The sequence below is a fragment of the Streptomyces sp. NPDC090119 genome (genome assembly GCF_044747085.1).
Classification (GTDB): domain Bacteria; phylum Actinomycetota; class Actinomycetes; order Streptomycetales; family Streptomycetaceae; genus Streptomyces.
Window position 1 is genome coordinate 136,897 of sequence record NZ_JBIVDK010000007.1, and the last position, 23,580, is coordinate 160,476.

Consider the following 23,580-nt stretch of genomic DNA (forward strand, 5'->3'; position numbering starts at 1 on the left):
CGGCCGCGAGCGCGGGCCGGGGTAGACCCGGTGGGTGCGCTCGCGGCCGCTCACGGTCCGCTCGGACGGTCGGAACTGGGTCAGACCTGGAGCAGCGCCTCCAGGGGCGCGCCGTTCAGGGCGGGCTCCAGGCGGGCGCGGCCTTCGAGGAAGCCCAGCTCCATGAGGACGGCGACGCCGCAGACCCGCGCGCCCGCGCGCTCGATCAGCTTGATCGCGGCCTCGGCGGTGCCGCCGGTGGCGAGCACGTCGTCGACGATGAAGACGCGGTCACCGTCGGACAGGTCCTCGGCGTGCACCTCGATCTCGGCCGAGCCGTACTCCAGGTCGTACGCCTGGCGCAGGGTCGCTCCGGGGAGCTTGCCCGCCTTGCGGACGGGGATGAAGCCGAGGCCCGCGCGGACGGCGACCGGCGCGCCCAGGATGAAGCCCCGCGCCTCCAGGCCGACGATCTTGGTCGCCCCGGTGCTCGTGGCCAGCTCGGCCAGGGTGTCGGTGAGGGCCGTGAACGCGGCGGGGTCGGCCAGGAGCGGGGTGATGTCCTTGAACATCACGCCCGGCTCCGGGTGGTCGGCCACGTCGCGGATACGGCTGAGCAGCAGCTCCTGGATGGAGGTCATCGGCGCTTTCCAGAGGGTCGGCCGCGGCCCCGGTTGCGGGTCGCGGACTGGTCGCGCGGGCCCACCACGGCGGGCGACGCGTCGTCGGACGGTTCTCCGGCGGCGGACCGGGACTCCCCCTGTGCCTCTCCGGCCGCGGCCTGGGCACGCTTGGCCAGGACCCGCTTCCGGAGGGCCTTCATCGCGGGCTCGCGCTCCTTGAGGTCGGCGACGAGCGGCGTGGCGATGAAGATCGAGGAGTACGCGCCGGCCGCGAGGCCGACGAACAGCGACAGGGAGATGTCGTTGAGGGTGCCCGCTCCGAGGAAACCGCCGCCGATGAACAGCAGGCCCGCCACCGGGAGCAGTGCGACCACCGTGGTGTTGATGGAGCGCACCAGGGTGCTGTTGATCGAGTGGTTGGCGATGTCGCTGTAGGTGAAGCGGGTCTGCTTGGTGATGCCCTTGGTCTGCTCCTTGAGGCTGTCGAAGACGACGACCGTGTCGTAGAGCGAGTAACCGAGGATGGTCAGCAGACCGATCACCGTGCCGGGCGTGACCTCGAAGCCGACGAGGGCGTAGATGCCGACGGTGATGGTGATGTCGTGGATCAGGGCGACGAGGGCCGCGATGGCCATGCGCCATTCGAAGGCGATCGCCAGGTAGATCACCACGAGCACCATGAAGATCGCCAGGCCCTGCCACGCCTTGTTGGCGATCTGCTCGCCCCAGCTCGGGCCGACCAGGTCGGCGTTGAGGCGCTCGGGGTCGATCTTGAGGTCCTTGGCGAGGGTCTCCTTGATCTGGTCCGACTTACCGGTGTCGATACCGGCGATCTGGATGCGCAGGCTGCCGTTGCCGAGCTTCTGCACCACGGCCTCGTGGCCGGAGGCGTCGTGGGCGTACTCCTCGACCTGGGCGACCGAGGCGCTCATCTTGGTCGGGGTGGTGAAGACCGCGCCGCCCTGGAAGTCGATGCCCATGTTCAGGCCGCGCACCGCCAGGCCGAGGATGGCCGTGATGGTGATCAGGATGGAGACGCCGTACCAGATCTTGCGCTTGCCGATGAAGTCGTAGCTGACCTCACCGCGGTGCAGCCGCGCGCCGAGGTTACCGAGTTTCGACATCGCTCACGCCCCCTTGGGGTCGACGGGGCCCGCGGAGGGACCGGAGGGACGGCGGGTGCGGCGCAGCGGCGGCTTGGCACCCAGGCTCTGCGGGTCGAGCCCGGACCACTTGTGGCCGTCCGCGAAGAACTTGCGGCGGGCGAGCAGGGTCATGAGCGGCTTGGTGAAGAAGAAGACCACCACGACGTCGAGGACGGTGGTCAGGCCGAGCGTGAACGCGAAGCCCTGGACCTTGCCGACGGTGACGATGAAGAGCACCACGGCGGACAGGAGCGAGACGAAGTCGGAGACCAGGATGGTGCGCCGGGCGCGCGGCCAGGCCCGCTCGACGGCGGGGCGCAGCGAACGGCCCTCGCGGATCTCGTCCCGGATGCGTTCGAAGTACACGATGAACGAGTCCGCGGTGATACCGATGGCGACGATGGCACCGCAGACGGCGGGCAGGTTCAGCGCGAAGCCGATGGCCGGGCCGAGCAGCGACATGATCACGTAGGTGAGGATCGCGGAGACCAGCAGGGAGGCCATGGCCACGAGCGACAGACCGCGGTAGTAGGCGATCAGGTAGATCGCGACCAGGACGAGGCCGATGGCGCCCGCGAGGAGACCGGCCTTGAGCTGCTCGCCGCCGAGCGCGGCGGTGACGGTGGTGACGGTCTCCTGCTGGAAGGACAGCGGGAGCGCGCCGTAGGACAGCATGTTGGAGAGGCTCTGGGCCTCCTCCTGCGTGAACCGGCCGGAGATCTCGGCCTGGCCGCCGGTGATGGCCTGCTGCACGTACGGGCTGGAGACGACCTCGCCGTCGAGGACGATGCCGAACTCGTTCTGCGGCTGCTGGTTCTTGGCCAGCTCGCCGGTGATGTCGGCGAACTTCTTGGCGCCGGAGGAGGTGAAGTTCATCTGCACCTGCCAGCCGGAGGCGCCCTGGGTGTCGAAGACCGCCTGGGCCTTCTTCACCTCGGTGCCGTCCACGGCGGCGGGGCCGAGGACGTACTTGTACCAGACCTTGTCGATCTCGCCGCAGGCCACGGTGGGCTCACCGGGCTTGCCGGCCTGGCCGACCTTGGCGCGTTCGGCGGGCTTGGCGCAGTCCAGGGCCGCGTACTGGGCCTGGAGCTTCGCGGTGGCCGCGTCGGCGCTGGGCGCCGGGGACGGGCTGGTCGGGGCGCCGGAGGACTTGGCGCTCGGGGAGCCGGTGGGCGACGGGGTGGCGTCGGCCTTCAGCGCGTCGCTGACGGCGCGGCCCTGCGAGGTGGCCGAGGCGTTCGGCGAGGCCGCGCCGGAGGGCGAGGTCGCCTTCTGGTCGCCGGAGGGGCTGGCGGCCGGGCTCGGGGAGCCGCTGGCGCCGGAGGAGGTGCTCGGCGACGGCTTGGGGGTCGCGCCGCCGCTGGGCTCGCTGGCCAGGACCGGGCGGAAGTACAGCTTGGCGGTGGTGCCGACCTGCTGCTGGGCCTCCTTGGAGTTGGTGCCCTTGGGGATGTTGACGATGATGTGGTCGTCGCCCTGGGTCTGCACCTCGGCCTCGGAGACACCAAGGCCGTTGACACGGCGGTTCATGATGTCGACCGCGGTGTCCATGTTGGCCTTGTTGATCGCCGACCCCTGGTCGGCCTTCGCCTTGAGCGTGATGCTCGTACCGCCGGCAAGGTCGATGCCGAGACGCGGGGTGGTGTGCCCGGCGGCGAACATGCCGCCGGTCATCGCCACGATGGCGATCAGGATGAGGACCAGCGAGCGCACTGGCTTGCTCTGGGCACTCGCGCCCCGGCCCTTCTTAGGTGCTGCCACCTTCTCGTACTCCCTCTCGGGCCGCCCGGTGCGCCGTGGGCGCCGGTGGCCATGACATGGTGTCGGGTTCCCGTGCGGGGAACCGTGCGGGAAACAGAGCCGTCCGGGGCGTGCCGTGCGCCCGGTGAGGGGCGCCGGGACGCCCCGGAGACGTGACTACTTCGCGTCGGTGTCGCCGTCGGTCTTCTTCGGCGTCTCGGCCTGCTCGGCCGCGTCCGCCTTGTTCACGACGGTGTCGTCCTTGGTGACGGGCTCGACGGTCTCGGCCTTCTCGGCGAGGGTCTTGTCCTCGGCCGGGGCGACGTCCGCGTCCTTCTTGCCGAAGTCGACGGCCTTGTGCTCGGCGTCGGTGTCGGCGAGGGAGGAGGCGTCGTCCGGGACGATCTCGGAGTCCGACTTCAGGTCGTGCTCGACGCCGTGGATGATGCGGTTGTACTCCTCGTCGGAGAGGACGGCGCCGATCGCGTTCTTCGCGAAGATCAGCTCGACGCCCGGCCCGGCGTCCAGGAGGACGGTGTCCTCCGTGACCTCCTTGACCGTCGCGTACATTCCCCCGATCGTGCGGACGCCCGAACCGGGCTGCATCTCGTTCCGCATGTTGGCGGCCTGCTGCTGCTTCTTCTTGGCCGAGCGCGTCATCACGAACATGAGCCCGATGAGCACGATGAAGGGGAGAAGAGTATAGACATTCACGAGACGGAATTTCCTTCGCGTGACCGCGCGGTGAGCGGCCTGTTGGAGGGGGCTGGTCGCCGTCGCCCGCAAGGGCGGCATCGGCGGAGTCTAAGCGAGTCCGCGTGCATGGAACAACGCTCAGCATGGCACCAGGGTTCCTCCTGGGGCCAATGCGCCGGTCTCACGCCCCGAACAGGTCCTGTTGTCCGTTTCCCGTGGCCCGCGCCTGCGGCGGGGTGAGGCCCAGGTGCGCCCAGGCCGCCGGGGTGGCGACGCGCCCGCGCGGGGTTCGGGCGAGCAGGCCCTCGCGCACCAGGAACGGTTCGGCGACCTCCTCCACCGTCTCACGCTCCTCCCCCACCGCGACGGCCAGTGTCGACAGGCCGACCGGGCCGCCGCCGAACAGTTTCAGCAGCGCCTCCAGCACGCCCCGGTCGAGCCGGTCGAGGCCGCGCGCGTCCACCTCGTAGATGGCGAGGGCGGCGGCCGCGATGTCCTCGGTGATCAGGCCGTCCGCCTTGACCTGGGCGTAGTCCCGCACCCGGCGCAGCAGCCGGTTGGCGATCCGGGGCGTGCCGCGGGAGCGGCCGGCGATCTCGGCGGCGCCGGACGGGTCGATCTCCACGTCCAGCAGGGCGGCCGAGCGGTGCACGACGCGCTGCAGCTCGCGCGGCTCGTAGAACTCCATGTGCGCGGTGAAGCCGAAGCGGTCGCGCAGCGGGGGCGGCAGCAGGCCCGCGCGGGTGGTGGCGCCGACCAGGGTGAACGGGGGCAGCTCCAGCGGGATGGCGGTGGCGCCGGGGCCCTTGCCGACGATGACGTCGACCCGGAAGTCCTCCATCGCCATGTACAGCATCTCCTCGGCGGGCCGGGACATGCGGTGGATCTCGTCCAGGAAGAGGACCTCGCCCTCCTGGAGGGAGGAGAGGATCGCGGCGAGGTCACCGGCGTGCTGGATGGCGGGGCCGGAGGTGATGCGGATGGGGGCGCCCATCTCGGCCGCGATGATCATCGACAGGGTGGTCTTGCCGAGGCCGGGCGCGCCGGAGAGCAGCACGTGGTCGGCGGTGGCGCCGCGCGCGCGGGCGGCGCGCAGCACGAGGTCGAGCTGTTCGCGGACCTTCTCCTGGCCGATGAACTCGCCGAGGTCCTTGGGGCGCAGGGCGGCTTCGACGGCCTGGTCCTCCCGGTCGGCGGCGGTGTCCACCAGCCGGTCCGCGGCGGCGCCGTCCGTCGTGTCGTCCCAGTTCACTTCAGGTGCTCCTAGCGGTGGCGCGCGGTCAGCGGGCGCGGTTCAGGGTCTGGAGGGCGGCCTTGAGCAGCTGGCCGACCTGGGGGGTGCCGCCCGCCGCCTCCGCCTGGGGGGCCACCGCGGACACGGCCTCGTCGGCCTCGCGGGTGGCGTAGCCCAGGCCGATGAGGGCCGCGTGCAGCTGGTCGCGCCAGCCCTGGCTCACCGGGGCGCCGACAGCCGGGGCGCCGATGGGGGCGCCGAGCCGGTCCTTCAGTTCCAGCAGCAGCTTCTGCGCGCCCTTCTTGCCGATGCCGGGCACGGCGGTGAGGGCCTTCTCGTCGGCGGTGGCGACGGCGCGGCGCAGCGTGTCCGGGCGGTGGGTGGCCAGCATGGCCTGGGCGAGGCGGGGGCCGACGCCGCTGGCGGTCTGGAGCAGCTCGAAGACCTGGCGCTCGTCGTCGTCGGCGAAGCCGTACAGGGTGAGGGAGTCCTCACGGACGACGAGGGAGGTGTGCAGCCGGGCGTCCTGGCCGACGCGGAGCTTCGCCAGGGTGTCGGGCGTGCACTGGACGGACATGCCGACCCCGCCGACCGCGACGACCGCCGAGTCGGGGGCGAGGGCGGCGACGGTGCCGCTGACGAAGGCGATCATGCCGTTCGGCCTTTCGTTGCTCGAGGTGTGCGCGCGGCTGTGTGCTGGGCGACCGCCTGCTGGAGCCGGTTCTGCGCGGGGGCGCGCCAGATGTGGCAGATGGCGAGGGCGAGGGCGTCGGCGGCGTCGGCGGGCTTGGGGGGCGCGCTGAGCCGGAGCAGCCGGGTGACCATGGCGCCGACCTGGGCCTTGTCGGCGCGGCCGGTGCCGGTGACGGCGGCCTTGACCTCGCTGGGCGTGTGCAGGGCGACCGGGATGCCGCGCCGGGCGGCGCACAGCATGGCGACGGCGCTGGCCTGGGCGGTTCCCATGACGGTGCTGACGTTGTGCTGGCTGAAGACCCGCTCCACGGCGACGAACTCGGGCTTGTGCTCGTCCAGCCACTGTTCGAGGCCCTGCTCCACGGCGAGCAGCCGGTGGCTCAGCTCGGCGTCGGCAGGCGTACGGACCACCCCGACGCCGACCATGGTGAGCGGCCGCCCCGCGACCCCGTCGACCACCCCGACCCCGCACCGCGTCAGTCCGGGGTCCACCCCGAGTACCCGCACCTGTCGCCCCCTGGGCTCGATCATTTGTTTGTGCAGGCTATCGGGTGCCACCGACAACGCCCCGCAACCGGGCCCCGGCAACGCGACGGGCCGACGGGAGAACCCGTCGGCCCGTACGCACGGCGAAGCCCGCGGCGGCGTTACGCGTCCACCTTCTCCATGACCTCGTCGCTGACGTCGAAGTTGGCGAAGACGTTCTGGACGTCGTCGCTGTCCTCGAGGGCGTCGATCAGCTTGAAGATCTTCTTGGCGCCGTCCTCGTCCAGCTCGACCTGCATGGTCGGGACGAAGTTGGAGTCGGCGGAGTCGTAGTCGATGCCCGCGTCCTGGAGGGCGGTGCGGACCGCGACCAGGTCGGTGGCCTCGCTGAGCACCTCGAAGGACTCACCGAGGTCGTTGACCTCCTCGGCACCGGCGTCCAGGACGGCGCCGAGCACGTCGTCCTCGGTCAGCTCGCCCTTGGGGACGATGATGACGCCCTTGCGGTGGAACAGGTACGACACCGAGCCGGGGTCGGCCATGTTGCCGCCGTTGCGGGTCATGGCGACGCGGACGTCGGAGGCGGCGCGGTTGCGGTTGTCGGTGAGGCACTCGATGAGCACCGCGACACCGTTGGGGCCGTAACCCTCGTACATGATCGTCTCGTAGTCGGCGCCGCCGGCCTCCAGGCCGCCGCCGCGCTTGACCGCGGAGTCGATGTTCTTGTTGGGGACCGACTGCTTCTTCGCCTTCTGGATGGCGTCGTACAGCGTCGGGTTGCCCTCGATGTCGACGCCGCCCATGCGGGCCGCGACCTCGATGTTCTTGATGAGCTTCGCGAAGAGCTTGCCGCGCTTGGCGTCGATCACGGCCTTCTTGTGCTTCGTCGTAGCCCATTTAGAGTGGCCGGACATCTGCCTGTCTCCTTCGCGTAACCCGATCCGATACGGACTCCCCGGGCGCTGGGAGAGCCTGAGGGGTACCGCCGCAGATCCTACAAGGACTACGGCGTCCGGTTCGCGCGGACCATGTCGACGAAGAGCCCGTGCATCCGGTGGTCGCCGGTCAGCTCCGGGTGGAACGAGGTGGCGAGCACGGCGCCCTGGCGGACCGCGACGATGTGGCCGTCGTGCTCGGCGAGCACCTCGGCGGCCGCGCCCACGGACTCGACCCAGGGGGCCCGGATGAAGACGCCCTCCACGGGAGCGCCCTCGACGCCCTTGACGTCGACCGCCGCCTCGAAGGACTCGTTCTGGCGGCCGAAGGCGTTGCGGCGGACGATCATGTCGATGCCGCCGATGGTCTCCTGGCCCGAGCGCGGGTCGAGGATCTTGTCGGCGAGCAGGATCAGCCCGGCGCAGGTGCCGTAGACGGGCATCCCTTCGCGCACGCGGGCGCGCAGGGGCTCCATCAGGCCGAAGAGGACGGCCAGTTTGGAGATGGTGGTGGATTCGCCGCCGGGGAGGACGAGGGCGTCGACCTCGGCGAGTTCTTCGGGGCGCCTGACCGGCCTGGCCACGGCGTCGGCCGCGGCCAGGGCGATCAGATGCTCCCGTACGTCGCCCTGGAGGGCCAGGACGCCGATGACGGGGGTGCTCATGGTGTGGAGGTCCTACCAGCCGCGGTTGGCGTAGCGCTCGGTCTCGGGGAGGGTGTCGCAGTTGATGCCGACCATGGCCTCGCCCAGGTTGCGGGAGGCGTCGGCGACGATCTTCGGGTCGTCGTAGAAGGTGGTGGCCTTCACGATGGCGGCGGCGCGCTTGGCCGGGTCGCCGGACTTGAAGATGCCGGAGCCGACGAAGACGCCCTCGGCGCCGAGCTGGCGCATCAGGGCGGCGTCGGCCGGGGTGGCGACGCCGCCGGCGGAGAACAGGACGACGGGGAGCTTGCCCAGCTCGGCGACCTCCTTGACCAGCTCGTACGGGGCGCGCAGCTCCTTGGCGGCGGCGAACAGCTCGTTGTGGTCGCAGCCGCGCAGCTTGGCGATCTCGCCCTTGATCTGGCGCAGGTGGCGCACGGCCTCGACGACGTTGCCGGTGCCCGCCTCGCCCTTGGAGCGGATCATCGCGGCGCCCTCGGCGATGCGGCGCAGGGCCTCGCCCAGGTTGGTGGCACCGCAGACGAAGGGGGTGGTGAACGCCCACTTGTCGGAGTGGTTGACCTCGTCGGCCGGGGTGAGCACCTCGGACTCGTCGATGTAGTCGACGCCGAGGGACTGGAGGACCTGGGCCTCGACGAAGTGGCCGATGCGGGACTTGGCCATGACCGGGATCGAGACGGCCTCGATGATGCCCTCGATCATGTCCGGGTCGGACATCCGGGCCACGCCGCCGTCCTTGCGGATGTCGGCCGGGACCCGCTCCAGGGCCATGACGGCCACGGCACCGGCGTCCTCGGCGATCTTCGCCTGCTCGGCGTTGACCACGTCCATGATGACGCCGCCCTTGAGCTGCTCGGCCATGCCGCGCTTCACACGGGCGGTGCCGGTCTCGGGACCCTGGTTGTCGATGATGGACACGCGTGACCTCACTGGTGGGTAAAGACGGTTTCTGCACCGCCGAGGAAACGCGACCGGACCAGGCCACATCAAGGGCCAATGGGAAGCCGGTGGATCATTTTGTCCCGGCGTGCCCCCGTGGGACCCCCGTGGGACTCCGCTCAGGCGACCCGCTCGACCAGCGCGGCGGGCGGTTCGTCGTCCATCTCGAAGGCCAGCGGGAACGGCGCGTGCCCGGCCAGCCGGAACCAGCGGACCTTGCGGTGCTCGCGCAGCCTGCGGGCCGCGCCGACGGCGTCGTTGTGGAAGCGGCGGGCCATCGGCACCCGGCGCACCGCCTCGGCCAGTTCGTGCGCCGCGTCCTCACCACCGGGCGCGGCCCGTACGCCCTCCACCTGCCGGGCGTCCTCGAACACGGCCCGTAGCGCCTGGCTCAGCTCGCTCTCCGCGACCTCGCGCTGCTCCTCCTCGGCCTGCCGGGCGGCGTGCGCGGCCTCGTAGAGCACGATCGAGGCGGCCGGGTCCAGGACGCCGGCGGTGGCGAGTTCCTGCGCGACGGACGCCCGGCGCAGCAACTGCGCGTCCAGGGCGGCGCGGGCGGCGTCCATGCGGACGTGCAGCCGGTCCAGCCGTCCGGCGGTCCAGCTCAGGTAGACGCCGATCGCCAGCAGCGCGACGAGAATCCAGATGAGGGTGGGGATCACGCGCGAAGGTTATCGCTGGAGGGCGGGGCACTCGCCTCCGCGTCCCGCTCACGGGCCAGGCCGAACCTGGACCACAGGCCCGGCCGCTCGTCGGTGGCGACCGCGGCGGTGCCGGTGGTGACCGTCTCGTACACCGAGAGGATGTCCGCGCCGACCGTGGACCAGTCGAAGCGGCGCACATGGGCGCTGCCGCGCTCGCGCAGCTCCGCCCGGCGCGCGGGGTCCGCGAGCAGGGCCACGGCCTTCCCGGCGAGCGCGTCGGCGTCCTCGCCCGCGAAGACCTCGCCCGCCTGCCCCTGGTCCAGGACCTGGACGAAGGCGTCCAGGTCGGATGCGAGGACGGGGGCGCCCGCCGACATGGCCTCGACCAGGATGATGCCGAAGCTCTCGCCGCCGGTGTTGGGCGCCACGTACAGGTCGACGCTGCGCAGGAAGCGGGCCTTGTCCTCGTCGCTGATCATGCCGAGGAACTCCACGTGGGAGCGCAGTTCCTCGGGCAGTTCCGCGACGGCCGCCTCCTCGTCGCCCCGGCCCGCGATCAGCAGCCGGGTCTCCGGGTGGGCGGCGACGATCTTCGGCAGGGCGCGCATCAGCACCGGCAGGCCCTTGCGGGGCTCGTCGATGCGCCCTATGAAGCCGATGGTGCCGCCCTGCCACTCCGCCTTGGGCTCGGCACCGGCGAAGAAGTCCACGTCGACCCCGTTGGGGATCACCACCGCGTCCCCGCCCAGGTGCTCGACCAGGGTGCGGCGGGCGTACTCGCTGACCGCGATCCGGGCGCTGATCTTCTCCAGCGCGGCCTGGAGGATCGAGTAGGCGGCGATCATCGCGCGGGAGCGCGGGTTGGAGGTGTGGAAGGTGGCCACGATGGGTCCCTGCGCCGCCCAGCAGGTGAGCAGGCCGAGCGAGGGCGAGGTCGGTTCGTGGATGTGCACCACGTCGAACGCGCCGTCGTGCAGCCACCGCCGCACCCGCGCCGCCGACAGGAACCCGAAGTTCAGCCGGGCCACCGACCCGTTGTACGGCACCGGCACCGCGCGCCCCGCCGAGACCACGTAGGGCGGCAGCGGGGTGTCGTCGTCGGCCGGGGCGAGCACGGAGACCTCGTGGCCGAGGCGGATGAAGTACTCGGCGAGGTCCCGGATGTGGAACTGGACGCCACCGGGCACGTCCCAGGAGTACGGGCAGACGATCCCGATTCTCACGCGGGTCCCTTCGCCGGGTCGAGGTCGGCGAGCCACAGCCGCTGGAGCATGTGCCAGTCCTCCGGGTGCTCGGCGATCCCGGTGGCGAAGGCGTCGGCCAGCGCCTGGGTCATCACGGCCGTCTTCTCGGTCCGCGTACCCGTCCCGGGCACCTCGACCGGGGGGTGCACCCGGCCCTGCATCACCGGCGACTCGTCGTACCAGAGGGTGACCGGGAGCAGCTGGGCGCCGGTCTGCTGGGCGAGGAGGGCCGGGCCCGCGGGCATCCGGGCGCGCTCGCCGAAGAAGTCGACCTCGACGCCGCTGGCCGACAGGTCCCGGTCCGCGACCAGGCAGACCAGGCCGCCGTCCCGCAGCCGCCGGGCCAGGGTGCCGAACGCGGAACCCCCGCTGTGCGCCAGCACCTCCATGCCGAGGCCCTCGCGGTAGGCGACGAAGCGGTCGTACAGCGTCTCGGGCTTCAGGCGCTCGGCGACGGTGGTGAAGGGGATGCCGAGGCTGGTGGTGACCCAGGCGCCGGCCAGGTCCCAGTTGGCCAGGTGCGGCAGCGCAAGTATCACGCCCTTGCCCTTGGCCAGGCCGTCCGTCAGGTAGTGGGCGCCCTTGGGGTCGAAGCCGGTACGTACCCGCTCCGCGCTCCAGGCGGGCAGCCGGAACGACTCCATCCAGTACCGCAGGTAGGAGCGCATGCCCGCGCGGGACAGCTCGGCGAGCCGCTCCGGGGAGGCGTCCGGCACCACGCGCGCGTAGTTGGCCTCCAGCCGCTGGACCCCCTTGCCGCGCCGCTTCCAGGCGATGTCGGCGACGGTCCGGCCCAGCTTGGCGGCGGCCGGTTCGGGGAGCTTCTTGACGGTGCTCCAGCCGAGCCCGTACAGCCCGTCGGTGAGGCGTTCGGCGGCGCTCACTGGGCCGCCTCGCTCCCGGCGCCGAGCCGGGCCGCCTCCTCCGCCTCGGCGGACTCCCGGCGCACGGTGACGACCCGCTGCACCAGCGTGACGAGGCTGCCGACGGCGACGATCCACAGGGCGATGGGCAGCAGGTACTGGATGCCCGGCACACCGAACTTGTGCAGACCCGCGAAACCGGCCGCGACCAGCGAGATCACCAGCCGCTCGGCCCGCTCCACCAGCCCGTTGACCGCCACTGGCAGCCCGATCGACTCGCCGCGCGCCTTGGTGTACGACACCACCTGGCCGCTGGCCAGACAGAAGATGGAGACCGCGCACAGCACGTTGTCGTTGCCGCCGCCCGCGTACCAGAGGGCGAAGCCGCCGAAGATCGCGCTGTCCGCGACCCGGTCCAGGGTCGAGTCCAGGAAGGCGCCCCAGCGGCTGGAGCGGCCCAGCTGCCGGGCCATGTTCCCGTCGACCAGGTCGGAGAAGACGAACAGCGTGATCACGATCGTGCCCCAGAAGAACTCTCCCCGGGGGTAGAAGACCAGCGCACCCGCGACCACACCGGCGGTGCCGATGAGCGTCACCGCGTCGGGGCTCACCCCCCGCCGGATGAGAAACGCGGCGAACGGCGTGAGGACACGCGTGAAGAATGCACGCGCGTACTTGTTCAGCATGGCCTTCCCGACGGTCGGTGTCGCCGTGGCCCGTGGTGGCCGTCGGCTGGCCCATCGTAGCCACGCGCGCCCGCGCACGGGGGCGCGCACCCTCGGCGACGGCACGATCCGTGACCTCCGAGGGCCCGCCGGGGTCCGTCGTATGGACGCGGCATGACGGGAGTGGAAAGCTCGAAGGACCGCGGGCGCCGCCGGAGCCGCCGCAACCGTGCGGGCCGCCGCCGCGTTCGCGTCCCCGATGACCTCACCGTGCACGGGAGGCAGGATCATGGGCGACAAGACTCACACACACCCCGGAGCCGCCGGCAGGGCAATGACGGCCGACCACCCCGCGTCCGTACGGAACGTGGTGCTGGTCGGCCCCTCCGGATCGGGCAAGACCACCCTGGTCGAGGCCCTCGCGCTGACCGCGGGGGCGGTGAACCGGGCGGGCCGCGTCGAGGACGGCGGCACGGTCTCCGACCACGACGACATCGAGCACCGCCAGCACCGCTCCGTACAGCTCTCGCTGGTCCCCGTCGAATGGGACGGCATCAAGATCAACCTCCTCGACACCCCCGGATACGCCGACTTCGTCGGTGAGCTGAGGGCCGGTCTGCGCGCGGCGGACGCGGCCCTCTTCGTCGTCTCCGCCTCCGACGGCGTCGACGGCGCGACCCGGATGGTCTGGGAGGAGTGCCAGGCCGTCGGCATGCCCCGCGCCCTCGTGGTCACCCACCTGGAATCGGCGCGCGCCGACTTCGAGGAGATGACCCGGGCCTGCGCCGAGGCGTTCGGCGCCGACGACCCCGACGCCGTGCTCCCCCTCTACCTCCCGCTGCGCGGCCCCGCCGGACCCGACGGCCACGCCCCGGTGACCGGCCTGGTCGGCCTGCTCTCGCAGAAGCTCTTCGACTACTCCCCCGGCGAGCGCAAGGAGTCCGAACCCGGCGAGGACCAGCTCCCCGGCCTGGAGGAGGCCCGTAACCGGCTGATCGAGGGGATCATCGCCGAGAGCGAGGACGAGACCCTCATGGACCGCTACCTCGGCGGCGAACAGGTCGACGTCAAGACCCTCATCGAGGACCTCGAACGCGCCGTCGCCCGCGGCACCTTCCACCCCGTCCTCGCCGCCGCGCCCGCCACCGAGGACGCCCGCCAGGGCCTCGGCACCGTGGAACTCCTGGAACTGATCACCCGCGGGTTCCCCACCCCCTTCGAGCACCCCATGCCCGACGTCACCGACCTGGACGGCACCCCCCGCCCCCTCACCCCCTGCGACCCCGAGGGCCCCCTCGTCGCCGAGGTCGTCAAGACGTCCTCCGACCCCTACGTCGGCCGGATCTCCCTGGTCCGCGTCTTCTCCGGCACCCTGCGCCCCGACGACACCGTCCACGTCTCCGGACACGGCCTCGCCGACCGGGGCCACGAGGACCACGACGTCGACGAGAAGGCCGGCGCCCTCTCCATGGCCTTCGGCAAACAGCAGCGCCCCGTCGAGCAGGCCGTCGCGGGCGACCTGGTCTGCGTCGCCAAGCTCGGCCGCGCCGAGACCGGCGACACCCTCTCCGCCAAGGACGACCCGCTGCTCATGGAGCCCTGGCGGATGCCCGACCCGCTGCTCCCCCTCGCCATCCAGGCCCACAGCAAGCCCGACGAGGACAAACTCTCCCTCGGCCTGTCCCGGCTCGTCGCCGAGGACCCGACCATGCGGCTCGAACAGAACCAGGACACCCACCAGGTCGTCCTGTGGTGCCTCGGCGAGGCCCACGCCGACGTCGCCCTGGAACGCCTCCGCAGCCGCTACGGCGTCCAGGTCGACGTCGTCCCGCACAAGGTGCCGCTCCGCGAGACCTTCGCGGGCAGGGCGGCCGGACGCGGGCGGCACGTCAAGCAGTCCGGCGGCCACGGCCAGTACGCCATCTGCGAGATCGAGGTCGAACCGCTGCCCGGCGGCTCCGGCATCGAGTTCGTCGACAAGGTCGTCGGCGGCGCCGTACCCCGCCAGTTCATCCCCTCCGTCGAGAAGGGCGTCCGCGCCCAGGCCGCCAAGGGCATCGCCGCCGGGCACCCCCTGGTCGACGTTCGCGTCACCCTGCTCGACGGCAAGTCGCACTCCGTGGACTCCTCCGACGCCGCCTTCCAGACCGCGGGCGCCCTCGCCCTGCGCGAGGCCGCCGCCGAGACCCGCATCCACCTGCTGGAACCCGTCGCCGAGGTCAGCGTCCTGATCCCCGACGACTACGTCGGCGCCGTCATGAGCGACCTCTCCAGCAGACGCGGCCGCGTCCTCGGCACCGAACAGACCGGCGCCGGACGCACCCTGATCCGCGCCGAGGTACCCGAGTTCGAGATCGGCCGCTACGCCATCGACCTGCGCTCCCTCTCGCACGGCACGGCCACCTTCAGCCGCGCCTACGCCCGCCACGAACCGATGCCGCCCCAAGTCGCCGAACGACTGCGGGAACAGGACGGGGACACCCCGTAACTCCCGGCGCCGGCGGGCGGCTTCGGCCGTCCACCGACGCACGGGGGACGGCTGCCGATACCCTGGCCACGGGGGCACGGCCCGGCCGAACCGGCGCCGTGGCCACGGGACATCGCGACGATGTCCGGTTCGACAGGTGTGCGCGGCGGGGAAGCCGGGAAGGCCGCAGGAGCGACACGGCGGCGATGGGGGCGGGAATGTCGGTTGGGACGGAGTGGGACGGGCCTCAGGTGCCCGTCTCCGGCGACGAAGGCCAGGCGGCGACCCTCGCGCTGGCCTCGGCGGCCTACCGGGACAACATGATCGCGGAGATCAAGAAGGCCGACAACGAGTGGCACGAGTCCACCGTCAAGCCCGGCCGCATCCCGCTGTTCCGCCCCAACCTGGGCGAAGCCTTCTCCCGCGCCGTGGCCGACCGCATGCTCGCACCGGGCCGCAAGCCCCTGATCCAGTCCTTCGGCGCCGACCCCCAGGTCGTCGTCGAACACTGCCTGGCCGCCAACAACATCCGCCGCGAACGCGACAACAAGCTGACCCTGGTGATGGTCGTCTGCGGCCTGATCTTCCTGCCCGGCCTGATCGCCTGGCTCCTGGTCTTCCTGCTCCGTTCCTTCCTCGCCAAGCGTGAGGGACGGGCCGGAGCACTCGGTACCGCGCTGCTCGCCGGAGTCGGCGTCCTCGCCGTGCTCTTCCTGCTCAAGCTGCCCTTCCACGGCTTCTGGGGCTGGTACACCCGCGCCGCCGTCGTCGCCCCCGTCCTCGGCTGGTTCTGGGCCCGCCGCGTCTGCGAGCGCACTGCCGCCGACCTGCGCGAACGCTGGGCGGGCCTGCTCTCCGGCAGCAGCGTCGGCGCCAAGGTCCCCGAGGCCGTGCCCCGCAGCCCCGGCGAGACCGCCGCCGAACAGCTCCGCCAGTCCCTGGCCCGCCTCGGCGCCGAACAGCGCTCCAACTCCGTCTTCTACGCCGGACCCAAGGGCATCCTCGGCATGGGCACCCGCTGGGGCTCCTGGCAGCTCGCCGAGGACCTCGTCTCCGCCGACCCCCCGCGCGAGATCCACCCCTTCCGCAGCTGGGACGTCATACGCGCCATCCACGACCAGCTCAGCCTGCTGGAGCGCGGCCCCCTCAACACCGGCGGCTTCCCCCGCCCGTCGGTACGGCACTGGATCGTCACCCCGATCGGCGAGAAGGCCGACGCGGTCTCCCGGCCCGACGGCACCGACGTCGAGGCGTTCCAGGTCAAGCAGCACGCCATACAGGAGATCTGCAACAAGCAGCAGTTCGGCAGCGGCGACCGGCACTACCTGGGCGTCCAGTGGACCCTGTGGGACGGCCAGCTCGTCCTCACCATGATGATCACGGTGACCGTCCTCCACGAGACCCTGCGCATCGAGGTCACCGGCCACGCCCTCGGCCCGGTCAACCCGCTCTTCCACGCCAAGCCGGCCGCCCTCACCAAGGAGGTCGCCAAGTCCCTCAAGCCGTGGGAGAACCGCACCGTCAAGATCCCCATCGTCCCCACCGACGAGGTCGTACGGCTCGCCGTCCGCGCCCCCTTCACCTGGTTCACGCCCACCCTGAACTGGCTCGGCGGCTCCATCGGCCTCCCCGAGCCCTTCGGCCTGCGGCACGCCTGGGCCGACCAGCCCTGGCGGCACCGCTTCATGGCCGACGACGCCCTGCGCGCCGCCACCCCGGTCCTCCGGGTGGTGCACGCCGCCGCGATCAAGGTCCTGAAGGAGAACGGCGTGGACACCGAGAAGTTCGGCGCCCGCTCCGCCTTCCTCAGCGGCATGGTCCAGGACCCGGCCCCCCGGAAGGCCGACCTCTACGACGCGTGAGGGCCGTTCAGCCTTCCGGCCACGCCTCCGCGAGCATCTTGCGGGTGTCGCCCAGGAGTTGGGGCAGCACCTTGGTCTGGCCGACCACCGGCATGAAGTTCGTGTCGCCACCCCAGCGCGGCACGATGTGCTGGTGGAGGTGGGCCGCGATGCCCGCACCGGCCACCGAGCCCTGGTTCATGCCGATGTTGAAGCCGTGCGCCCCGGACGCCGTACGCAGCGCCGTCATCGCCTGCTTGGTCAGCTCCGCCAGCTCGGCGGTCTCCGGCACGGTCAGATCGGTGTAGTCGGCCACATGCCGGTAGGGCACCGTCATCAGATGCCCACCGTTGTACGGGTAGAGGTTGAGCACCGCGTACACATGCTCACCCCGGCGCACGATCAGCCCGTCCTCGTCCGATTTGGCCGGGATGGAGCAGAACGGGCAGCCGTCGTCCGCCCCGGGACCGCTCGGCTTGTTCTCGCCCTGGATGTAGGCCATCCGGTGGGGCGTCCACAGGCGCTGGAACGCGTCCTGCGTCCCCACTCCGATCTGCTGCTCCGGCTCACTCGTCATGCAAGGCAGCATATGGCTTCGCCCGTTCGCGGCGTGTCGCCGGGGCGACGGGAAGGGTGCCTGCGGCCAAGCTGGGCCGGTGCAGCACGACAGAACCACGACCCGCTGGGAGCGCCGCATGGAGATGCCGCTCACCTTGGCGTCCCTGACGTTCCTCGGTTCGTACGCGGCCCTCGTCCTCGCCCCACGCCCCGGCACGGCATGGGACGACCTCTGGATCGCCCTGCTGCTGGCCTGCTGGGCGCTGTTCGCCGTGGACTACACGATGCGCTGGAGACTGAGCGGCGAGGGCCCGCGCTTCGTACGCACCCACTGGCTGGACACGCTCGTCCTGCTGCTGCCCCTGCTGCGCCCGCTGCGGGTCGTCCGGGTCTACGAGTCCATGGAGCACCGGCGCGGTCTGCCCCGGCTCCCCCTGTACGCGCGGGTGATCGCCTACTCCGGGCTCACCGCCCTGCTGATGGGCTTCACCGGCGCGCTCGCCGTCTACCAGCAGGAACGGGACGCACCCGCGTCGAACATGCGCACCTTCGGCGACGCCGTGTGGTGGGCCTGCTCCACGCTGTCCACCGTAGGCTACGGCGACATCGTCCCGGTCACCCCGGGCGGCCGGATCATCGCGGCCGCGATGATGGCGGGCGGCCTGGCCCTGCTGGGCGCGGTGACGGGCTCGTTCTCCTCGTGGCTGCTGCAGGTGTTCGCGCGGGAGGAGGACGACGAACCCCCGAGGCGGCGGTGACGCCTCGGGGGTTCGGGGAGATCTGTCGGGTCAGACCTGGACCCGCTCCGCCACGACCTTCTCGATCTTGGCGATGGCGTCCTCGAACGGGATGCCGTTCTCCTGCGAGCCGTCGCGGTAGCGGAAGGAGACGGTGTCCGCGTTCATGTCCTCGTCACCGACGATGATCATGAACGGCACCTTCTGGCGCTGGGCGTTCCGGATCTTCTTCTGCATCCGGTCGGAGGAGGAGTCCACCTCGACCCGCAGGCCCTTCCGCTTGGCCTCGACCGCGAACTTCTCCAGGTACTCGACGTGCGCGTCCCCGATCGGGATGCCCACCGCCTGCACCGGAGCCAGCCATGCCGGGAAGGCACCCGCGTAGTGCTCCAGGAGCACGGCGAAGAACCGCTCGATGCTTCCGAACAGAGCGCGGTGGATCATCACCGGGCGCTGCTTGGAGCCGTCGGGGCCGGTGTACTCCAGGTCGAACCGCTCGGGCAGGTTGAAGTCGAGCTGGATGGTCGACATCTGCCAGGTGCGGCCGATCGCGTCCTTGGCCTGGACGGAGATCTTCGGACCGTAGAACGCGGCGCCACCGGGGTCGGGCACGAGCGGCAGACCCTGCTTCTCGGCGACCTGGCGCAGCGTCTCGGTGGCCTCTTCCCAGGCGTCGTCCGTGCCGACGAACTTGGTCTCGTCCTTGGTGGACAGCTCCAGGTAGAAGTCGGTCAGACCGTAGTCGCGCAGCAGACCGAGGACGAAGGTGAGCGTCTTGTCGAGCTCCTCCGCCATCTGCTCACGGGTGCAGTAGATGTGCGCGTCGTCCTGGGTGAAGCCGCGGGCCCGGGTGAGGCCGTGCACGACGCCCGACTTCTCGTACCGGTACACGGTCCCGAACTCGAACAGCCGCAGCGGCAGTTCACGGTACGAGCGGCCGCGCGCGTCAAAGATCAGGTTGTGCATCGGGCAGTTCATGGGCTTGAGGTAGTAGTCCACGCCCTCGTCGAGCTGCATGGGCGGGTACATGCCGTCGGCGTACCAGTCCAGGTGACCCGAGGTCTCGAAGAGCTTCCCCTTGGTCGCGTGCGGGGTGTAGACGAACTCGTAGCCCTCCTCCTCGTGGCGGCGCCGCGAGTAGTCCTCCATGACCCGGCGGATGATGCCGCCCTTGGGGTGGAAGACGGCGAGGCCGGAGCCGATCTGCTCCGGGATGGAGAAGAGGTCCAGCTCGTTGCCGAGCTTGCGGTGGTCGCGCTTCTCGGCCTCGGCGAGGAACTCCAGGTGCGCCTTCAGCTCGTCCTTGGACGGCCAGGCGGTGCCGTAGATGCGCTGGAGCATCGGGTTCTTCTCGCTGCCGCGCCAGTAGGCGGCCGCGTTGCGCATCAGCTTGAACGCCGGGATGTTCCGGGTGGTGGGCAGGTGGGGGCCTCGGCAGAGGTCCTTCCAGCACAGCTCGCCGGTCTTGGCGTCCAGGTTGTCGTAGATGGTCAGCTCGCCCGCGCCCACCTCGACGTCCGCGCCGTCGTCGGAGGAGGCCGAGCCCTTGAGGCCGATCAGCTCCAGCTTGTACGGCTCGTCGGCCAGCTCGGCGCGGGCGTCCTCGTCGGAGACCACACGGCGGGAGAACTTCTGGCCCCGCTTCTGGATCTCCTGCATCTTCTTCTCGATGGCCTTGAGGTCATCGGGGTGGAAGGGCTTCTCCACGTCGAAGTCGTAGTAGAAGCCGTCCTTGACCGGCGGGCCGATGCCCAGCTTGGCCTCGGGGAACAGCTCCTGCACGGCCTGGGCCATGACGTGCGCGGTGGAGTGGCGCAGGATGTTGAGGCCGTCCTCGGAGGAGATCTCGACGCCCTCGACCTCGTCGCCGTCGGACAGCGCGTAGGTGAGGTCCTTGAGCTCGCCCGCCACGCGCGCGGCGATGATGGAGCGTTCGCCCGCGAAGAGGTCGGCGGCGGTAGTGCCCGTCGTCACCACGCGTTCTTCCCGCTCGGAATCGCGCTGGATGATCACACGGACGTCTGACACCGGTCTCTCCTGACTGAAGGCTCGAGTGCGGCGCCGTACCAGGAGCGCGCGCACAAGGGATCGTACCGACCCGCCCCCGTCGACCGCGAAACGGTTACTCTCCGTCGCCGTCCCCGTACGCCTCTCCGCATGCCTCCTCGAAGAAGTCCAGGTTCTCCTGGAGGGACTTCATCAGCCGGTCGCGCTCGGTCTCGTCGACCCGTACGGGGACGACGCCGGTGGCGCCGGTGAGCCTGCGGAAGCCGCCCCGGCGCTCCAGGCGGCCGCGCACGCGTACGGGGAGGCCGACGAGGTGGGCGTGGCCCGCTATCCGGTAGTCCTCCTCGCCGAGGGTGAGCCGCAGATGCGGGACCTCGGCGCCCGCGAGGACCCGCAGCCGTACGGTGCCCGCGCCGCGCGGCCCGGAGCGGCGCAGCCGGACGACGACGCCGGTGACGCTGACGGCGACGGAGGGTTCGGCGTGGAGGTAGCGGGCCCCGGCCGCGCGCAGGGCGGGGAGGTCGCCGGGTGAGAACTCGACGGGTCCGGCCGAGGCGGCGCAGCCTTCGGGGACTCCGGCGGCGGGTGCCCAGGCGATGGCGACGCGGGCGCCCTCGGTGCCGCGGACGAGCGCGGTGAGCGCTTCGGTGAGTTCGCGGCTGACGCCCGCCTCGACCGCGCCGTCGAAGGCGTCCATGTTTCCGGTGGCCCGCTGGTAGTCGATGGCCTCGCGGGTGGCGTGCAGGGCGTGGTGGAGGCGGACGGTGAGGGGGCGGCCGGTGGGGGCGGGGGCGAAGGCGGTGAGGGTGCGGCCTTCGGTGGCGGGGCCGAGGAGGACGTCGCCGGTCAGCGCGGTGGCGGGGCCTCGGTGCCGGGCGCCGTGGTAGCCGGTGCGGGCGCGGGTGGCGAGGGCGGCGGCAAGGAGGGTCTGGCGGGCGGCGGTGCGCAGGCGTTCGTCGACGGTCCAGGGGGTGGCGCCGTCGACGGGTCCGGCGGGGGTGTCGCGGTGCCAGCGGATCTCGTCGCTGGGGACGGCTAGGGCGATGAGGATCTCGCGGGCGGACGGGGCGGCGGCGCGGTGGAGGGCCTGGAGGGCTTCGCCGAGGAGGTCGTCGGCGTCGGGGAAGGCGCGGCTCTCGGGGACGAGGAGGCTGGTGGGGCCGTCGGCGGGGGCGGGCGGGGTCCAGCGGCCGTAGCGGCCGGGGACTCCACCGCGTCTTTGCCAGCCGTGGCGGCGCAGCAGGGTGGTGAGGTCGGCGGGGTCGACGCGGGCCGGGTCGGGGGGCCGGTGCCAGGCGGAGTCGTCGGGGTGGGGGCGGAGCATGCGCAGGGGTTCTTCGGGGCTTGTCATGGCCTGCCTCCGGTGCCGACGCGCGTCATGATCTCGCAGAGGGCGCGGTCGTCGAAGATGCGCGCGGTGGGGACGCGGACGGTGGTGCGGGTGCGTCCGGTGACGGGGTGTCCGGCGAGGTTGACCCAGTAGCAGCAGTGTCTGAGGTCGAGCCGGTCGTGTCCGGCGCGCAGCCAGTCGTCCTGGGAGCGCGGGACGATCATGACGACGAGGATCTTGTGCACCGAGACGGGGGTGCGGGCGAGTTTGCGCAGGTGGTCGTTGTCGAGGGTGAAGGAGAAGTGGGGGCCCGGGGGCCGGGCGGCGAGCTGGTAGGTGCATTTGAGCTGCACCTTGATGGTGACCTCGTCGTCCACGGTGTGGCCGGGGGCGCTGTGGCTGACATGCCAGTCGATGCCGTTGTCGGGGAACGGCTGGGACAGCGAGCAGCCGGCCGCGGCGGCGACCGCGTGCAGATAGCCGACCTGCAGGGTCTCCATGCAGGCGGTGGTGGCGAGGGTGCCGCGAAGGTGGCCCGTACCGGCGGGCAGCAGCCCGCCCCGCTCGGGCTGCGCCATGGCCATGAACAACAGCCTTCCGAACCAGGGGTTTCCCCACTGCGGGCCGCTGAACTGCAAAGACCCGTACTCCTGTTGTCTCCTCCCGGCGTACGGCGCAAACGGGCCGGGTATCACCAAACGGGCAGAAGACGGAACGTCAGCCGCCATGTGCGGGCGAGGAGTTGGGTTGGGATGACGTGCTGGTACGAAGGGGCGCTGGCCGCCTTCGACACGGAGACGACAGGTGTGGACGTCGAGACCGACCGGATCGTGTCGGCCGCCATAGTGGTCCAGGACGCACCGGGGACGCGGCCGAGGGTGAGCCGCTGGCTGGTCAATCCGGGTGTGCCGGTGCCCGAGGGGGCGACGGCGGTGCACGGGCTGACGGAGGAGCATCTCCAGCACAACGGCCGCTGGCCGGCGCCGGTGGTGTACGAGATAGCCCAGCAGCTCGCGGAGCACACGGCGATGGGGCGGCCGTTGGTGGTGATGAACGCGCCCTTCGATCTGACGCTGCTGGACCGGGAGTTGCGTCGGCACCGGGCGTCGTCGCTGGACCGCTGGTTCGAGTCGGCGCCGCTGCGGGTGCTGGACCCGAGGGTGATGGACAAGCAGTTGGACCGTTACCGCAAGGGCCGTCGCACGCTGGGCGATCTGTGCGAGCAGTACGGGGTGGCGCTGCGGGAGGCGCATGACGCGGCGGCGGACGCGATGGCGGCGCTGGATGTGGTGCGGGCGGTGGGGCGCCGGTTCGCGGCGCGGCTGGAGCGGCTGTCCCCGGCGGAGCTGCACGCGTTGCAGGTGGGCTGGCACGCGGCGCAGGCGCGGGGGTTGCAGGCGTGGTTCGCGCGCAGCGGATCACCGGAGCTGGTGAGTACGGAGTGGCCGTTGCGGCAGGAGTTGTCGGCGGCGGCGTGACCGGGGCGGTGCGTATGGCTCCGGACAGCGGAAGAGCCGGCCCGCTGTGTGCGGACCGGCTCTCGTGCCGGTGGGCGATACTGGGTTCGAACCAGTGACCTCTTCGGTGTGAACGAAGCGCTCTCCCACTGAGCTAATCGCCCGGCAACGCACTGAACCATACAGGTCCGGGCGGGACGAGTCCAAACCGCCGCCGCCCGGCCGGGGACGCCGAGTGCCGTGCGTGCGGTGGGGGACGGAAGTGACCGGCAATCAGAAGGACTCCCGCAAAGGGGACTTGCTAGCACGGGGAATTCACATGTTGTCGCACTTGCGGGAAATCCGGACGCTTTCCGTCGGAATATCGTCTGCATTTCCGCCGTCGGCCGGAACCGTCGGCCGGAATCAGTCGCTCGCGGGCGGGGTCTGGTTCGCCCGGAAGGGGGTCTTGACGGTGTCCGCCGCTTTTTACATGCACACGCCGAAGGCCCGCCTGCTGTTCGCAGACGGGCCTTCGGACCAGGGTGGGCGATACTGGGTTCGAACCAGTGACCTCTTCGGTGTGAACGAAGCGCTCTCCCACTGAGCTAATCGCCCTGGGCGCAGGAAGAACATTACCCCATGTCAGA

General features: G+C 71.3%; 22 protein-coding genes and 2 tRNA genes. 4 read left to right on the forward strand and 20 right to left on the reverse strand.

The features are described 5' to 3' along the window. Positions 1 to 80: 80 nt before the first annotated feature. The 14 genes from ACIPPM_RS27745 to pgsA form a co-directional block, all read right to left on the reverse strand. Complete coding sequence (locus ACIPPM_RS27745; RefSeq protein WP_401452684.1) at positions 81 to 620, reverse strand: adenine phosphoribosyltransferase; 540 nt, start codon at positions 618 to 620, stop codon at positions 81 to 83. Continuing rightward, complete coding sequence (secF, locus tag ACIPPM_RS27750) at positions 617 to 1,726, reverse strand: protein translocase subunit SecF (RefSeq protein WP_393596508.1); 1,110 nt, start codon at positions 1,724 to 1,726, stop codon at positions 617 to 619. Before secF ends, ACIPPM_RS27745 begins: the two co-directional genes overlap by 4 nt. Before the next feature lie 3 nt (positions 1,727 to 1,729). Then, positions 1,730 to 3,511: a protein translocase subunit SecD gene (gene secD / locus ACIPPM_RS27755; RefSeq protein ID WP_401452686.1), complete on the reverse strand. Its 1,782-nt coding sequence runs from the start codon at positions 3,509 to 3,511 to the stop codon at positions 1,730 to 1,732. Between the two features lie 156 nt (positions 3,512 to 3,667). After that, a complete protein-coding gene (yajC, locus tag ACIPPM_RS27760; RefSeq protein ID WP_401452688.1) occupies positions 3,668 to 4,204 on the reverse strand; it encodes a preprotein translocase subunit YajC in 537 nt (178 codons plus the stop codon). A gap of 163 nt (positions 4,205 to 4,367) precedes the next feature. Further along, entirely contained in the window at positions 4,368 to 5,438 is a 1,071-nt protein-coding gene (ruvB, locus tag ACIPPM_RS27765; protein WP_401452690.1) for a Holliday junction branch migration DNA helicase RuvB, read from the reverse strand. A 28-nt stretch (positions 5,439 to 5,466) separates the two neighbouring features. Beyond that, the gene (gene ruvA / locus ACIPPM_RS27770; protein WP_401452692.1) at positions 5,467 to 6,072 is read right to left on the reverse strand and encodes a Holliday junction branch migration protein RuvA; all 606 of its coding nucleotides are present in this window, start codon (positions 6,070 to 6,072) and stop codon (positions 5,467 to 5,469) included. Then, positions 6,069 to 6,620 (reverse strand): crossover junction endodeoxyribonuclease RuvC, encoded by a 552-nt coding sequence (gene ruvC, locus ACIPPM_RS27775; protein ID WP_401453099.1) that lies wholly within the window; start codon positions 6,618 to 6,620, stop codon positions 6,069 to 6,071. Before ruvC ends, ruvA begins: the two co-directional genes overlap by 4 nt. 140 nt (positions 6,621 to 6,760) lie before the next feature. Next, positions 6,761 to 7,513, reverse strand: coding sequence for a YebC/PmpR family DNA-binding transcriptional regulator (locus ACIPPM_RS27780; RefSeq protein WP_389004656.1), 753 nt, complete (start codon positions 7,511 to 7,513; stop codon positions 6,761 to 6,763). Positions 7,514 to 7,602: 89 nt separating this feature from the next. Further along, positions 7,603 to 8,199: a pyridoxal 5'-phosphate synthase glutaminase subunit PdxT gene (gene pdxT, locus ACIPPM_RS27785; protein WP_401452694.1), complete on the reverse strand. Its 597-nt coding sequence runs from the start codon at positions 8,197 to 8,199 to the stop codon at positions 7,603 to 7,605. A gap of 12 nt (positions 8,200 to 8,211) precedes the next feature. Continuing rightward, the gene (pdxS, locus tag ACIPPM_RS27790; RefSeq protein WP_356429871.1) at positions 8,212 to 9,117 is read right to left on the reverse strand and encodes a pyridoxal 5'-phosphate synthase lyase subunit PdxS; all 906 of its coding nucleotides are present in this window, start codon (positions 9,115 to 9,117) and stop codon (positions 8,212 to 8,214) included. Between the two features lie 140 nt (positions 9,118 to 9,257). Then, positions 9,258 to 9,800, reverse strand: a complete 543-nt coding sequence (locus ACIPPM_RS27795) for a hypothetical protein (RefSeq protein ID WP_164188002.1) — start codon at positions 9,798 to 9,800, stop codon at positions 9,258 to 9,260. Further along, a complete protein-coding gene (locus ACIPPM_RS27800; RefSeq protein WP_401452697.1) occupies positions 9,797 to 11,005 on the reverse strand; it encodes a glycosyltransferase family 4 protein in 1,209 nt (402 codons plus the stop codon). Before ACIPPM_RS27800 ends, ACIPPM_RS27795 begins: the two co-directional genes overlap by 4 nt. After that, complete coding sequence (locus tag ACIPPM_RS27805; RefSeq protein WP_401452699.1) at positions 11,002 to 11,910, reverse strand: phosphatidylinositol mannoside acyltransferase; 909 nt, start codon at positions 11,908 to 11,910, stop codon at positions 11,002 to 11,004. Before ACIPPM_RS27805 ends, ACIPPM_RS27800 begins: the two co-directional genes overlap by 4 nt. Next, on the reverse strand, positions 11,907 to 12,575 hold the full coding sequence (pgsA, locus tag ACIPPM_RS27810; RefSeq protein ID WP_401452701.1) for a phosphatidylinositol phosphate synthase: 669 nt from the start codon (positions 12,573 to 12,575) through the stop codon (positions 11,907 to 11,909). The genes ACIPPM_RS27805 and pgsA overlap by 4 nt, the downstream gene beginning before the upstream one ends. 268 nt (positions 12,576 to 12,843) lie before the next feature. On the opposite strand from pgsA, the gene ACIPPM_RS27815 reads away from it, so the two are divergent. Both ACIPPM_RS27815 and ACIPPM_RS27820 read left to right on the forward strand, forming a co-directional pair. Next, positions 12,844 to 15,042, forward strand: a complete 2,199-nt coding sequence (locus tag ACIPPM_RS27815) for an elongation factor G-like protein EF-G2 (RefSeq protein ID WP_401452703.1) — start codon at positions 12,844 to 12,846, stop codon at positions 15,040 to 15,042. A 197-nt stretch (positions 15,043 to 15,239) separates the two neighbouring features. Continuing rightward, positions 15,240 to 16,883, forward strand: a complete 1,644-nt coding sequence (locus ACIPPM_RS27820; RefSeq protein ID WP_401452705.1) for a hypothetical protein — start codon at positions 15,240 to 15,242, stop codon at positions 16,881 to 16,883. A gap of 7 nt (positions 16,884 to 16,890) precedes the next feature. Here ACIPPM_RS27820 and ACIPPM_RS27825 read toward each other — a convergent pair whose 3' ends face one another. Further along, positions 16,891 to 17,451 (reverse strand): HIT family protein, encoded by a 561-nt coding sequence (locus tag ACIPPM_RS27825; RefSeq protein ID WP_389004662.1) that lies wholly within the window; start codon positions 17,449 to 17,451, stop codon positions 16,891 to 16,893. A 106-nt stretch (positions 17,452 to 17,557) separates the two neighbouring features. Between ACIPPM_RS27825 and ACIPPM_RS27830 the strand changes: the two genes are divergently transcribed. Further along, positions 17,558 to 18,178: a potassium channel family protein gene (locus tag ACIPPM_RS27830; RefSeq protein WP_401453101.1), complete on the forward strand. Its 621-nt coding sequence runs from the start codon at positions 17,558 to 17,560 to the stop codon at positions 18,176 to 18,178. Between the two features lie 30 nt (positions 18,179 to 18,208). Here ACIPPM_RS27830 and thrS read toward each other — a convergent pair whose 3' ends face one another. From thrS to ACIPPM_RS27845, 3 genes are all read right to left on the reverse strand, one after another. Then, the gene (thrS, locus tag ACIPPM_RS27835; protein ID WP_401452707.1) at positions 18,209 to 20,185 is read right to left on the reverse strand and encodes a threonine--tRNA ligase; all 1,977 of its coding nucleotides are present in this window, start codon (positions 20,183 to 20,185) and stop codon (positions 18,209 to 18,211) included. Positions 20,186 to 20,279: 94 nt separating this feature from the next. After that, positions 20,280 to 21,515, reverse strand: a complete 1,236-nt coding sequence (locus ACIPPM_RS27840) for a hypothetical protein (protein WP_401452709.1) — start codon at positions 21,513 to 21,515, stop codon at positions 20,280 to 20,282. Continuing rightward, positions 21,512 to 22,078, reverse strand: coding sequence for a DUF4365 domain-containing protein (locus tag ACIPPM_RS27845; protein WP_401452711.1), 567 nt, complete (start codon positions 22,076 to 22,078; stop codon positions 21,512 to 21,514). The genes ACIPPM_RS27840 and ACIPPM_RS27845 overlap by 4 nt, the downstream gene beginning before the upstream one ends. A 168-nt stretch (positions 22,079 to 22,246) precedes the next feature. Here ACIPPM_RS27845 and ACIPPM_RS27850 point away from each other — a divergent pair, with 168 nt between their 5' ends. After that, positions 22,247 to 22,972 carry a 3'-5' exonuclease gene (locus ACIPPM_RS27850; protein WP_401452713.1) on the forward strand — a complete coding sequence of 242 codons (726 nt, stop codon included), beginning with the start codon at positions 22,247 to 22,249 and terminating at the stop codon, positions 22,970 to 22,972. A 71-nt stretch (positions 22,973 to 23,043) separates the two neighbouring features. On the opposite strand, the gene ACIPPM_RS27855 is transcribed toward ACIPPM_RS27850, so the two are convergent. Further along, a tRNA-Val gene (locus tag ACIPPM_RS27855) sits at positions 23,044 to 23,115 on the reverse strand. 361 nt (positions 23,116 to 23,476) lie between these two features. Then, positions 23,477 to 23,548, reverse strand: a tRNA-Val gene (locus ACIPPM_RS27860). Positions 23,549 to 23,580 lie beyond the last annotated feature (32 nt).